Source organism: Nocardioides psychrotolerans (assembly GCF_943371775.1).
GTDB classification, from domain to species: domain Bacteria; phylum Actinomycetota; class Actinomycetes; order Propionibacteriales; family Nocardioidaceae; genus Nocardioides; species Nocardioides psychrotolerans_A.
Map to the genome: position 1 here is coordinate 1 of NZ_CALRWD010000041.1, position 12,712 is coordinate 12,712.

General features: G+C 70.9%; 11 protein-coding genes. All 11 read right to left on the reverse strand.

Translation table 11 applies throughout. The features are described 5' to 3' along the window. The coding region (locus AAG827_RS12750; RefSeq protein ID WP_341926432.1) for a phosphate ABC transporter ATP-binding protein at positions 1 to 569 on the reverse strand (569 nt) is incomplete at its 3' end. A 207-nt stretch (positions 570 to 776) separates the two neighbouring features. Beyond that, on the reverse strand, positions 777 to 2,327 hold the full coding sequence (locus AAG827_RS12755) for an Ig-like domain repeat protein (protein ID WP_341926405.1): 1,551 nt from the start codon (positions 2,325 to 2,327) through the stop codon (positions 777 to 779). Positions 2,328 to 2,382: 55 nt separating this feature from the next. Next, positions 2,383 to 3,339, reverse strand: coding sequence for a sortase (locus AAG827_RS12760; protein WP_341926406.1), 957 nt, complete (start codon positions 3,337 to 3,339; stop codon positions 2,383 to 2,385). Beyond that, the gene (locus tag AAG827_RS12765; RefSeq protein ID WP_341926407.1) at positions 3,336 to 5,966 is read right to left on the reverse strand and encodes a hypothetical protein; all 2,631 of its coding nucleotides are present in this window, start codon (positions 5,964 to 5,966) and stop codon (positions 3,336 to 3,338) included. Before AAG827_RS12765 ends, AAG827_RS12760 begins: the two co-directional genes overlap by 4 nt. After that, entirely contained in the window at positions 5,966 to 7,615 is a 1,650-nt protein-coding gene (locus AAG827_RS12770; RefSeq protein ID WP_341926408.1) for a phosphate ABC transporter substrate-binding protein PstS, read from the reverse strand. The genes AAG827_RS12765 and AAG827_RS12770 overlap by 1 nt, the downstream gene beginning before the upstream one ends. Beyond that, a complete protein-coding gene (gene pstA / locus AAG827_RS12775) occupies positions 7,612 to 8,742 on the reverse strand; it encodes a phosphate ABC transporter permease PstA (protein WP_341926409.1) in 1,131 nt (376 codons plus the stop codon). The genes AAG827_RS12770 and pstA overlap by 4 nt, the downstream gene beginning before the upstream one ends. Then, the gene (pstC, locus tag AAG827_RS12780; protein ID WP_341926410.1) at positions 8,742 to 9,725 is read right to left on the reverse strand and encodes a phosphate ABC transporter permease subunit PstC; all 984 of its coding nucleotides are present in this window, start codon (positions 9,723 to 9,725) and stop codon (positions 8,742 to 8,744) included. Before pstC ends, pstA begins: the two co-directional genes overlap by 1 nt. Before the next feature lie 230 nt (positions 9,726 to 9,955). Next, complete coding sequence (locus AAG827_RS12785) at positions 9,956 to 10,339, reverse strand: hypothetical protein (protein ID WP_341926411.1); 384 nt, start codon at positions 10,337 to 10,339, stop codon at positions 9,956 to 9,958. Further along, positions 10,336 to 11,145, reverse strand: a complete 810-nt coding sequence (locus tag AAG827_RS12790) for a 3'(2'),5'-bisphosphate nucleotidase CysQ (protein ID WP_341926412.1) — start codon at positions 11,143 to 11,145, stop codon at positions 10,336 to 10,338. The genes AAG827_RS12785 and AAG827_RS12790 overlap by 4 nt, the downstream gene beginning before the upstream one ends. Positions 11,146 to 11,320: 175 nt before the next feature. Then, positions 11,321 to 11,914, reverse strand: coding sequence for an aminoacyl-tRNA hydrolase (gene pth, locus AAG827_RS12795; protein WP_341926413.1), 594 nt, complete (start codon positions 11,912 to 11,914; stop codon positions 11,321 to 11,323). Positions 11,915 to 12,000: 86 nt separating this feature from the next. Continuing rightward, positions 12,001 to 12,693: a 50S ribosomal protein L25/general stress protein Ctc gene (locus tag AAG827_RS12800; protein ID WP_341926414.1), complete on the reverse strand. Its 693-nt coding sequence runs from the start codon at positions 12,691 to 12,693 to the stop codon at positions 12,001 to 12,003. Positions 12,694 to 12,712 lie beyond the last annotated feature (19 nt).

The window sequence follows — 12,712 nt, forward strand, 5'->3', positions numbered from 1 at the left end:
TTGTGGGTGACGATCACGATCGTCACCTCCTTGGCCAGGTCGACCATCGTCTCCTCGATGACCCGGGTCGAGGTCGGGTCGAGGGCCGAGCAGGGCTCGTCCATGAGCAGCACCCGGGGCTTGATGGCGAGCGAGCGCGCGATGCAGAGGCGCTGCTGCTGGCCACCCGAGAGGCTGCCGCCGGGGGTGTCGAGGCGGTCCTTCACCTCGTTCCACAGCCCGCCCTTGACCAGGCAGGACTCGACCAGCTCGTCCTTCACCGAGCGCGAGGCCTTGGTGCCGGTGAGTCGCAGGCCGGCCAGCACGTTCTCCCTGATGGACATCGCGGGGAACGGGTTGGGCTTCTGGAAGACCATCCCGATCGCACGGCGGGCGTCGATGAGCCGCTTGGACGGGTCGTAGATGTCCTCGCCGTCCAGGCGGACCTCACCGGCGAGCTGGGCCGAGGGCACCAGCTCGTGCATGCGGTTGAGGATCCGCAGGAAGGTCGACTTGCCGCAGCCCGAGGGACCGATGAGCGCGGTGATCGCGCCGGGCTGCATCGTCAGCGAGACCCGGTCGAGGACCATCCGGTCGCCGAACCACGCGGTGATCTCGCGCGCCTCGATGGTCGCCAGCGCGGGGGCCGGCGCCGCTTCGGGCAGCGGGGGCACGGCGGGCAGGAGCGTGGTCTGGTCTGTCGCGTTCATCGTGGCTCTCGTGTGGCTCTCGTGAGGTGTGGGAGGACCGAGCGACCGCCGTACGACGGCCGCCCGGTCCGCGGGGTGGTGCAGGTGCTACTTGGTCTGCTTGATCGTGAACGCCTTGGTGGCACCGGCGGCGACGCCGTTGCCGGCCCAGACGACCTTGAGCTTGTTGACGCCGGTGGTCAGCTTGGGCAGCGTGATGACGGCCTTGCCGGCCGTCAGCGCCTTGCTCGCGAGGACCTTGGAGCCCTTGAGGACCCGGACGGTGCCGGTGGCCTTGGAGGCGACGCCGGCCAGGGTCACCGTGATGGTGCCCTTGGCCTTCTTGCCCGCCTTGACGGTCGTCGCGAAGCTCTCGGCGATCGTCGAGGAGGTCTTGACCGAGCCGGTGCCCTCGTCCTCGGAGGCGTCGAAGAACGAGCCCTCCTGCGGCGTGAAGACCGCGCGGTAGGTGTGGGCGCCGGGCGTCACGCCGGTGAGCGTGGCGACGGCCTGGCCGGAGGTCAGCGGGACGTTCGCCGCGACGGGCGTCTCACCCTCGAAGAACGAGACGGTGCCGGCGGGCGAGGTGCTGCCGGTCACCGTGGCGACGAGGCGGGCCGAGCGGGCCGAGGTGCTGCTGACCGCGAGGTTCGTGGTCGTGACGACGCGCTGGTTGAGCGTGAAGTTGCTGGAGGCGCTCTGCGTCGGGGCGCCGCAGACGCCGCCGAAGTCGGAGGTCGCGAGCTGCTTGAAGCCGGAGGCCTCGATCAGCGGGCGCGCGTCGGTGGAGCAGAAGTAGCCGTCCTTGCCGAAGACGCTCAGCACGCCGGCGTTGCCGACGTCGGTGCCGCGCACGACGTTGTAGAGCGCACGGTTGGCGCGGAAGCCGGTCTCGAGACGCAGCGTGGAGCCCAGCAGGCCCGCGCGGCCCTCGGAGAACGGCGCCACCGCGTTGGGGTTGCTCTTGATCGTGGTGTCGTCGTGCTCCTGGACCTCGACCACCGAGGCAGCCAGCGCCACGTCGACGCCACCGTTGAGGGACTTGAGCTGCGAGACGAAGAAGGAGCGCGTGCCGGAGCCGGCCTGCGGGATCTTGGGGGCGATGACACCCGCGGTCCCGCCGATCTCGCTCCAGTTGGTGATGCTGCCGTTGTAGATGCCCACGATCTGGGCGTTGGTCAGCGCGGCGGGGGCGTTGGAGGGCACCGAGTTGGAGACGGCCATGACCAGCGTGTCCAGGGCGAAGGGGAAGGCCTGGAGGCCGGCGGCCGACTCGGCGGAGCTGTTGGCCGAGGAGGAGCGGGCGAAGTCGACGTCGGGGTTGTTGCCGGCGCCGTAGAGCGTCGACTTGCCGGCGCCCGAGCCGTTGGGGCGGTTGACCGCGGCGGTGGGCAACGGGATGGTGCCCCCGCCCGTGGCCGCGAAGGTCGCGATCTTGAAGGAGGGGGCGGGGCTCGAGGCGTTCCAGCCCTCAGCGAGGCGCTTCAGGGTGTTCTGGCTGGTGTCGGACCCGACACCGATCAGGTCGGCGACGACGGGCGTGAAGCTCGAGGTGTCGTCGGGGTCGACGGCAGCCGAGGCGGAGCCAGCGGTCAGGGCGACGGCCGAGCAGGTGAGCGCGGCGGTGACCGAGGCGGCGAGCAGCTTGCGTGCGTACATCTGTCTTTCTCTCTTCTCCGTGAGTGGCCGCAGGCGCGGCCGAAGGGTGGAACCGTCAGATCACGTTGGGCAGCAGCCGCATCACCACATCCGTCGCCGTCCAGGACAGGGCGATCGCGACAGGACTCGCGACCACCCACACCAGGACCGTCGACCATCGTTGGCGGGCGGCGATGACCCCGAGCGTCAGCGCCAACAGGAGGGCGAGGTCCAGTGCCAGGAGTGGCACGGCCCCGCTGACGGAGGCGAGCGGCTTCTCGGAGTCCGGGACGGCGGCAGGCCGCCCGCTCGGAGCCGGGAAGCCCTCGGTGGCGTCGGCGTCGACGTAGAGGACGGAGTCGGGAGCGAGGCTCGCGAGGCGTCCACCCCCGCCCTCGGCCGTCACCAGGGTGAGGCGGGCACTGCCCTCGACGAGGGGCTGGGGCAGCGGGTCGCCGGGTCGCCGGACGCCGAGGACCGTGAAGGTCTTGGCGCCCTGGGCCATGACGACCTCGATCTCGTCGCCGGCCCGCAGCTCACCCAGGGAGCCGAAGGGACCGCCGTACGTCGTGGCGCGCCCCATGACGACCGAGGTGCCGACCTGGCCGGGCAGCACCGTGTTGCGCAGGTGACCGGGCCCCGCGAGCGTGTCACCGGACGCGGTGCCCTCGACGACGACCTCGTCGATGCCCAGGCGGGTGATCGTCAGGGTCGCGACGGGGTCGCCCACCGGGACGACCGGACCGATCGGCGCCGTGGCGCTGGCCACCTGGGTGCGGAACTCGCCGTAGAGCAACGACTGGTCGCGGTCGTGGGCCAGCCCACCGAGGACGAGCAGCTGCGCGGCGACCCACAGGCAGACGATGCCGAGCATCGTCAACGCCGAGGAGGCGGCGATCGCCGTGTCGTCGCTGGGCCGCGGGGCGCGAGCCGGGCGCGGTGCCCGCGGCGCCTTCGGGGGCTTCGGCACCTTGGGCGCAGGCTCGGCCTTGCGGTTGCGCACCCGCGTGCGCTCGGGCAGCACGGCGGTCACGCCGGACCACCCGCACCCGTGCGCGGGACCCGCGGCGGCTGCACGAAGAAGCGCAGCACGCTGGCGGCGGCGACGCCGAGCAACCCGATGACCAGCAGGCCCGGCAGGAGCTTGCCGGCGACCGTGGAGCTGAGCGGAGCCGTGGCCGGCATCTCGATCGGGGCAGCCACGGGCGCTGCGCTGGGCGCTGCGGGAGACGAGGGCCCGCCGGCCGACGCGGGGGCGGCGGGAGGCGGTGCGACGACGCCACCGGTCGATCCGCCCGGCGCTCCCCCGCCACCGTCGCCGTCGTCGGGCGTCGGCTCGTCGGTCGGCTCCGGCTCGGGCAGCGGCGTCTGCTTCTCGACCGCAGCCGCGACCTCCAGGGCGGCGGTGTGGAGCTTCTGGGTCACCCCGGAGTCGCGGATCGGGAGGAAGCCTCCCGGGAGCTCACCGTTGCCGGTGCCCGCGCGCTGTCCCTCGCTGGTGGAGACCCGGATGAACTGCGCGACCTTGTCGGCGTCGGCCTGGTCGAGGTTGCGCAGCCGCGCCGCGGTGTAGACGACCATCGTGCCGGGGTAGGCACGTCCGGACTTCCTGACGTCTCCCTGGTCGAGGACGAAGGGGCCGAGCTTCTTCGTCTGCTCCGCGAGGCCGATCGCCGCGCCGATGGAGGCATCGGTCGGCTCGACGTAGCGACCCTTGGTCGTCTCGAGGCCGGCCGAGCGCAGGCCGTAGCGCTCGACGTCGCCCAGGCTGACGATGCCGAGCATGAACCGCGAGCCGTAGGACTGGCGGTCGATGCGCCCGAGCTTGTAGGTCTTGGTCGACTGGTCGAACTCGCAGCGGCTCTGGACGTTGGGCCACGCGTCGAGCAGGGACTCCGCGATCTTGCGCAGGCTCGTCACGGGGGCCGCGAGCTGGGTGAAGTAGACCGCCGGGTTCTCCTGGCGACAGGTGTTCTCGGTCTTCGGGACGTAGGAGTCGAGCAGCGGCCACTCGGCGGTCGGCACGCTGATGTTCTTGTAGGCCGGGTTGACCTTCATGCCCCACCGGTCGGGCTTGCCCGCGATGAAGTCCATCGCGGCCTTGTCGTGGGCCATGTAGTCGGTGACCTGCGAGATCACGTCGGAGGAGCTCGAGAGCGACAGCAGGGAGGCACCGACCTCCTGCGAGATCTGGCTCAGCCCGGGGTTGAGCGCGATGAACTCGGGGTCGTTCATGATCGCCAGCGGGTTGTCGCCGATGCCGGGGTGCCCACGACCGAGGTCGGAGCCCAGGTAGGACTGGGTCATCAGCTTGGCGATGAGGCGGGCGTTGAGCTTGAGCGCGTCGTACTCCCCCGCGTTGTCGGGCCGGTCGATGACGTAGCCGACCGAGAAGCCGGTGACCGCCGTCGGGGCGTAGCCCACCGGGTCGTTGCCACGTCGCTCGTGCTCGCCGGAGACGATCGCGGCCACTCCCCCACCGGTCTCCATCAGGGTGAACCCGGCGTCGTCGGAGGTCTGGTTGAGCTGGAACTTGAAGCGCTTCTTGTCCAGGCAGTACGCCGGCGACCACTGCAGCGCGGCCTGGGCGAGCAGCTCCGAGCCGTAGAAGCCGGTCGGCGCCCGGGGGTCCAGCACGTCGCACGTGTCCGGCGGGAGGCCGAAGGTAATCGGGATGGAGAAGCGGTTCTTCCAGTTGGACTCCGACCACCACAGCGCCGGCGAGACCGCCTGGTCGACGCCCTCGTTGCCGAAGTTGCTGGAGCCCGGCAGGAAGCGCCCGCCCTTGCGGCACGCGGTGTCCGCCGACGTCGGCGGGGACGACGGCTGGTCGCAGCTGAGCCCGTTGATCGGGATGACCACGATCGAGCAGGCCACCTTGTCGTTGCAGCCCAGGGACTCGTTCTCGATGTCGCTGCGCACCTCGAACTGCACCGAGCCGCTGCCGTCGGTGTCGGTGAACGCCGCGATCTCGTGGGGCGGGAAGGCCGCACCGACAGCCGCCTCGGGAGGCATGTTGGCCGCGTCGCAGGCTGCGAAGGTCTCGCCCTTGCGGGTCACGAACGGCGTGAGTCGGGTGAAGAACGGCGCGATGTCGGCCGTCGGGCACTGCTCGGCGCTGGGCAGCGGCAGCAGGCCGGAGACCCGCTCCTTGTCGATGAGCTCGGCGTCGAGGTCGTGGGTCCAGGTCGCCTCGGTGTCCGAGCGGGTGATCTGCGAGCGCTGCGCGACCGACGTGGTCCAGCAGGTCTCAGGACGCACCTGCTTGGCCAACGGCAGCGACGGGTCGTCGACACCGCGGCACTGCATGATGACGACCGGGTACTCCTGCTGCAGCCCGTTCTCCCCGTAGGGGTTGCTGGCGCGACCACCGCTGGGCTGGGCGCCGCTCCACTCGATGCGGATCCGCTGGCGCCCCCGAAGGTTGCGGGTCTGGTCGGCCTTCACGGTCACCGTGTTGGTCGGGAACGAGTAGGTGGTCCCGTCGGCGTTGGTGAAGACGCGGGTCAGGGCCTTGGTCTGCTTGAAGGCCGACCCGGCCTTGGCCGGCGCCGGGGACGGCGGCGTCTGCGCGCCGGCACCCGCGGGCACCCACGCGATGAGTCCCGCCAGCAGCAGGGACAGGGCCGCGACGACGAGCGGGCTGCGACTGCGACGCATCAGCGCACCGTCCCGGGCTTGCGGCGACGGCGCAGCGACGCGGCGTAGAAGCCGGGCACGACCACGAGGCCGACGGCCAGCAGCGCGGCGAGCCAACCGAACGTGCGGGTGTCCAGGGCCCGGTCGGCGGCCAGCTCGGTGGGGTTGGCGTAGATCGCGTCGCTCGTGGCGGCGCCGGTCGAGGTGCCGCCCACGACCGCTCCCGTGGCCGGGTCGACCACCGGAGGCGGCGCGTTGCCGCCGGCTGCTCCGGAGCCCGTGGTGTCGGTGCCCGCTCCTGCCCCGGTCGGGGACGCGCCACCGCCACCGGCGGGACCGCCGTCCGGCGCCGTGCCGCCGCCATCGTCGGTGGAGGGCTCATTGGTGCCCGTGGCGGTGCCGCACGGTCCCTCGCCCTGCTTGTCGCAGGCGGCCGGGGCCGGGGCGATGGCGGCGAGCTGGTTCTTGTTGAGGTTCTTGCCGTCGAAGGTCGGGTTGTTGCACGAGCGCACGTCGCGGTCGGTGAGGTCGACGGCGCTGTCGGCCTGCTTGAGCCGCGAGATCTGCTCGAAGCCGGCCTGCACCAGGTTGAGCGGGAGCGGCGAGTAGCCGTAGGGCCCGGCCTTGGTCTGCCCGGCGCACAGCGAGTAGTAGAGGAAGTCGGCGATGGTCTGGCGCTTGGCCGTCGTCATGCGCGGGTCGTCGGCCCCGGTCGGGATGACCATGTAGGAGTAGGACGAGATCGGGTAGGCCCGGGCATCGGTGTTGCGGTAGACGCCGTCGAGGATCTGAGTGAGGTAGAGCGCGGAGCTCTTGTCCTGGTTGATCTTGGCCTTCGTGAGGGCGACGGCGACGTTGTACTGCGTGGGCTCGACGTAGTAGCCGGCCTTGTTGAGCACCTTGACGACCGGGTAGTCCTTGTTGACGGGGTAGGAGTACTCGACGTAGCCGATCGTCCCGTTGCCGGCGAAGCCCGAGATCGTGTTCATGACCTGGTCGGAGCCGGCCTGGCCGATGGCGCGGCTGCCCGACTCCTTCGGGTAGTAGGACGTGAGCCCGGAGCCGCCGAAGAACGGGCGCCAGATGCTCGGGAACTCCGAGTCGAGCCAGGTGGTGAACTGCGCGGTCGTGCCGGAGCCGTCGGAGCGGACGACCGGGGTGATCGGCAGCGACGGGAAGGCGCGGCCGTTGTTGTCGGCGGTGATCGCGGCGTCGTTCCAGTTGGTGATCTGGTTGGTGAAGATCTTGGCGATCGTCTCGCCCGACAACCGCAGGTTGCGCACCAGCTCGTTGCCGATCTTGAGCTGGTAGGTGAAGGCGGTGCCACCGGCCACGATCGGCAGGTAGGCGAACTCGCGGCCGTTGCTGGTGTCGGCCTGGCCGGTCTCGTCGGTGCCCTGGTAGGGGATCTCGGAGATGGCGAAGTCCGTGCTGTTCTGCGAGAAGTCCTTGCGCCCCTTGGACGACCCACCGCCGGTGTAGACGACCTTCATGCCGTTGGCGTCGACGTCGGCGATCCACTGCTGGACGATCAGCTCCGACCAGGTCGAGCCGGTGCCCTCGATCTGGGCGTACACCGTCGCGCTGGCGGTGCCGGGCTGGACGAGCAGCGTGGCGAAGGCGAGCGTGATGGCGAGGAGTGCGCGGGCGATGGTGCGGGGGCGGTTCACCGGGAGACTCGATTCGGACGGGCCAGGAGGCGGGCGATGACGAAGAGGACGAGCACGAGGGCCAGGAGCACGAAGGCGGCTCCGAAGGCGCGGGCGATGGCCTGCGGCTCCCCGCTGCGCACGTTGGCGTAGATGAAGAGCGGCAGGGAGTTCATGACCCCGTCCGTGGGGCCGGCGACCGTGAAGGCCGCGGCACCGGAGGTGAGCAGCACGGGGCTGGTCTCGCCGACGCCGCGGGCGACGCCGAGGATGACCGCGGTGGCCAGGCCCGGCCGGGCCGTCGGCAGCACGACGTGCCACACGGTCCGCCAGCGGCTCGCGCCGAGGGCCAGGCTGGCCTCGCGCAGCCCGCCCGGCACGACGCGCAGGACGACGTCGGCTGCCCGGGCGATGATCGGCAGCATCATGACGGCGATCGCGAGCGCGGCGGCCAGGCCGGAGCGCGGGAAGCCGAGCGCCACGATCAGCACGCTGTAGATGAAGAGACCGGCGACGATCGACGGCAGCGCGGTCATCGCCTCGACGACCGTGCGGACGATCCGCGCGAAGCTGCCCCCGACCTCGGTCATGAAGACCGCGGTCCCGATCCCCAGCGGGAGCGTGATGACCAGCGCGATGCCGAGCTCGATCCCCGAGCCGATGATCGCGTGGAGGATCCCGCCCTTCTCGAACCCGTCCTTGGGGCCGACCCCGCTCATGTCGGAGGTGAAGAAGTTGAGGTGGGTGACGGGCTCCCAGCCCCGGATGCCGACGAAGATCACGGTGCTGACCACGGCCGCGCCGACCACCAGGGCGGCGCCGGAGATCACCGAGGACGCCACGCGGTCCTTGACCTCGATCATCCCGCCGGACATCGCGGCCGTGACGGCGGTGACGAGGGTGCCGAAGACGAACCAGCCGATGAGCAGCCAGGGCAGGCCGGCCAGCGGCAGCAGCTTCTGCGTGACCAGCCAGGCGAGGGCGAGGCCGGCCACCCATGACCCGATGTGCGCGAACCGCTCGTCGGGGCTCGGCTTTCCCAAGGACGCGCGCGGCAGCGGCGGCGGCGCGTCCTCGTCGTACCGGGGCAGGGTGGTCGGCTGCTCGGCGGGCCGCTCGCTGGTGCGGGACTCCTGGGTCGCGGTCATCAGGCGTCCGTCCCGGCGCCCGAGCGGCTGCGGTTGACGACGATGGCGGCGACCGTGTTGACCAGCAGGGTGATGACGAAGAGCACGAAGCCGGCGGCGAGCAGGGCCGAGAGCTGCGAGGAGCTGGCCTCGCCGAAGCGGCCGGCGATCAGCGAGCTGACCGTCGTGGTGCCGACCTCGAGGATGCGGGGCTTGATCTCGAAGGCGGGGCTGACGATCAGCACCACCGCGATGGTCTCGCCGAGCGCGCGGCCCAGGCCGAGCATGGTGCCGCCGATGATGCCGCCGCGGCCGAAGGGCAGGACGACGGAGGTGACCATCCCCCAGCGGGTGGCGCCGAGCGCGAGCGCGGCCTCCTTCTCGCCGGCGGGCGTCTGGGAGAAGACCTGGCGCATGACCGCGCAGGCCATCGGCATCACCATCATCGCCACGGCGATGCCGGCGCAGAAGGCGCTGGCGACGTAGCGGGTGGTGTCCCAGACGGCGGCGTTGGGGTCGGTGTTGGCGACGTCGAAGATCGGGATCCAGCCGAGGTAGCGCTGGAGCCACAGGGCGAGCTCAGCGGCGTAGGGCATGATCAGGAAGAAGCCCCAGAGCCCGTAGACGATCGACGGCACCGCGGCCATCAGGTCGATCAGCGCCACCAGCGACGAGCGGAAGCGCGCCGGGGCGTACTCGCTGATGTAGAGCGCCATCAGGATCGACAGCGGCACGGCGAAGGCCATCGCGACCATGGCGACCGAGAAGGTGCCGACGAGGACGGCGGCGATGCCGATGACGTCCTGGTCGGGTTGCCACTGGCTCTCGGTGAAGAAGCTCCAGCCGTAGCGCTCCAGCGTCGGGTAGGCCTGCCACGCGAGGAACACCCCGACGCCACCGGTGATCAGCAGGACACTGGCACCCACGGCGCGAGCGCCGTTCTCGAACACGGCGTCGGCTCCGGTGGCCTTGCGGGAGATCTTGCGAGGTCGGACGTCCGCCATGGGCTCTGGCGCAGGAATCGTTGTCAACAGAAGGCTTTCCGGGTTTTCCGAGAACCGCTCAAACGCCGAAAGTCTCAGGAGATCAGCGAAACGGTCGTGCCTTCCCAGATGAACGAGGAACGAAGAGAAATGCCGCTTTCGCCCAACAGGCCAGGGGGTGTCGACGGGCGTAGTCCGAACGGACTACTCATCGAGGTGAGGGGGTGGCCCGAACGGACCAGGGGTGGTCCTCAGACCTCCGGACGCACTCCGTGCTCGGCGAGCCGGGCGAGGAGCAGGTCGTGTCCCTCGGCAAGGTCCCAGTGGACCCCGGCCAGCCCGGCCGACCGGGCGCCCTCCACGTTGTCGGCCCGGTTCGTCGAAGCCGAGCTCGCTGCGCATGCAGGCGGCGCGATGGTGCTGTCGGCCGACACGTCGAGCCCGTGCCGCGCGAGCACCGCGGGCAGGTCGTCGAGGAAGTCGGCCTCGCCCCGCAGCGCGGGCTTCTCGACGCGCCAGGCGTCCTGGAGGAAGACGTCACCGACCTCGCCGGCGTACGGCTCGACGGCCGCGAGCCATCCACCGGGCAGCTCCTGCAGGACGCCGTCGGCGTCGAGCAGGACGTGCTGGATCATCCGGCCGACGTGACGCCGTTGCGCTGGACGAACTCGAGGATGGTGTCGGCCAGCTCGGGGCGGCAGACGATCAGGTCGGGCAGGTAGACGTCGTCCTGGTTGTAGACCAGCGGTGAGCCGTCGATGCGGCTGGTGAACAGGCCGGCTGCCTGGGCGACGGCCACGGGCGCGGCGGAGTCCCACTCGTACTGACCGCCGGCATGGACGTAGGCGTCGGTCAGGTCGCGCACGACCGACATCACCTTGACACCGGCGGAGCCCATGGCCACGAGCTCGGCGTCGATCTCCTCGGCGAGCTTCTGCACGAAGGCCGGCGGGCGGCTGCGCGACACCGCGATGCGGGGACGGCCCGCGGTGCCCTCGGCCACGACCGGCGGCTGGCCGGTGTTGAAGGTCTCGCCGAGCGCGGGCTGGGCCACGGCGCCTGCGGTGAGCTCACCCTCGTGCTCGCCGTCCGGGGTGCGCTCCCAGAGCGCGACGTGGACCGCCCAGTCGTCGCGCGGCGGCTCGGAGAACTCGCGGGTCCCGTCGAGCGGGTCGATGATCCACACCGCGTCCGCCTCGAGACGCGCCTTGTCGTCCTTGCCCTCCTCGGACAGGACCGCGTCGTCGGGGCGGTGCTCGGCGAGCAGCTGCATCAGCAGCTCGTGCGCGGCGGCGTCGCCGGCGTCCTTGAGCTCACGCCCCTCGAGACCCTGCGTGCGCACCTCGAGCAGCTTGCGCCCCGCCTCCTCGGCCAGCCACGTGGCCAGCACGTGGTCGTCGGTCGCGGCGGCGTCGGGCGGGGTGCTGGGCTCGAAAGTCACCTGTCCACCCTAGCGAGACGCGTGCCGCCGGGCCGGACGGCGCCCCGCCTACTCGCTGATCGAGCCCGAGGAGCGCCAGCAACGCGGCGTCGAGACCTCTCTCGTTGGTCGAGCAGCGAGCGAAGCGAGCGGCCGTCGAGACCGCGCCCTCGCTGGTCGAGCCGGCTCAGCGACCTCAGGAGTTGAAGCGCTGCTGCGTCTTCTCGAGGCCGTCGGTGATCAGTGACTCGACGGCGTCGGCGGCGGAGTCGACCTGGAAGGGCAGCTCCTTGCGCTCGACCTTGGCGTAGTCCGACAGCACGAAGTCGGCGACGTCCTGGCGGCCCGGGGGGCGGCCGATGCCGGCGCGGACGCGGTAGAAGTCACCGGTGCCGAGGGAGGAGCGCATCGACTTCAGGCCGTTGTGGCCGTTGTCGCCACCGCCGAGCTTGGTGCGCAGCGTGCCGAAGCCGATGTCGAGCTCGTCGTGGATCGCGATGATCCGGTCGGGCGCGACCTTGTAGAAGGTGGCGAGCGCCTTGACCGGGCCGCCGACCTCGTTCATGTAGGAGCGGGGGCGGGCGAGGACCACGCGCGGTCCGGGCGCACCCGGGGCGCCGAGTCGTCCTTCGACGACGTCGGCGCGCCCGGTCTTGTGCGACTTGAAGGGCGACCCCAGCCGACGAGCGAGCTCGTCGGTCACGAGGTAGCCGATGTTGTGCCGGTGACCGGCGTACTTCTCCCCGGGGTTGCCCAGCCCGACCACGAGCCAGACATCGGCTGTGGTCACGCTGGGCTCCTCGGGGTTCGTCCCACCTGACGGCAGTGGTGAGACAGGTGAGATGAGTCGGCCCAGGAACCACCTGAGCCGGCGGATCACTCCGCGGCGTCCTCGGTGGCCGTGTCGCCCGAGGCGTCCATGGCCTTGGCCTCGTCCTGAGCCTCGGCGACCTCGTCCTCGGACGGGTCGCGCTCGATGCCGGCCTCGGACTCGGCCTCCTCCAGCTCGGCCTCGAGGGCCTCGGCGGACATCTGCTCGGTCACGTTGATGATCAGCGTCTCGCCGTCGACCAGCAGGGTCGAGCCCGAGGGCAGCTTCAGGTCGGAGGCGTGGATCTGGGTGCCGGCGGGGGCGCCCTCGACGTCGACGTCGATCTGCTCGGGGATGTGCGTGGCCTCGGCCTCGATCTGGACCGTGGCGTTCTCGGTCACGACGAGGGTGTCGGGGCCAGCCTGGCCGACGACGTTGACGGGGACGTCGACGGTGACCTTCTCGCCCTTGCGCACGGCGACGAAGTCGATGTGCTCGAGGTGACGCTTGATCGGGTCGACCTGGATCTCACGGGCCAGCGCGAGCTGCGTGGTGCCGTCGATGTCGATCTCGAGCAGCGCGTTGGAGCCGCCGCGCTTGAGCGCCATCATCGTGTCGTGGCCCGGCAGGGTCAGGTGGATCGGGTCGTTGCCGTGGCCGTAGATGACCGCGGGAACCTTGTGCTCGCGACGGATGCGACGAGCCGCGCCCTTGCCGAACTCGGTGCGGGTCTCGGCGGTGATCTTCTCTGCAGACATGGGGTGACTCTCTCCTGGT

Coding starts and splice junctions, on each gene's coding strand:
- AAG827_RS12755 (WP_341926405.1), bottom strand. CDS start 2,327: ATGTACGCACGCAAGCTGCTCGCCGCCTCGGTCACCGCCGCGCTCACC.
- AAG827_RS12765 (WP_341926407.1), bottom strand. CDS start 5,966: ATGCGTCGCAGTCGCAGCCCGCTCGTCGTCGCGGCCCTGTCCCTGCTG.
- pstA (WP_341926409.1), bottom strand. CDS start 8,742: ATGACCGCGACCCAGGAGTCCCGCACCAGCGAGCGGCCCGCCGAGCAG.
- pstC (WP_341926410.1), bottom strand. CDS start 9,725: ATGGCGGACGTCCGACCTCGCAAGATCTCCCGCAAGGCCACCGGAGCC.
- AAG827_RS12785 (WP_341926411.1), bottom strand. CDS start 10,339: ATGATCCAGCACGTCCTGCTCGACGCCGACGGCGTCCTGCAGGAGCTG.
- AAG827_RS12800 (WP_341926414.1), bottom strand. CDS start 12,693: ATGTCTGCAGAGAAGATCACCGCCGAGACCCGCACCGAGTTCGGCAAG.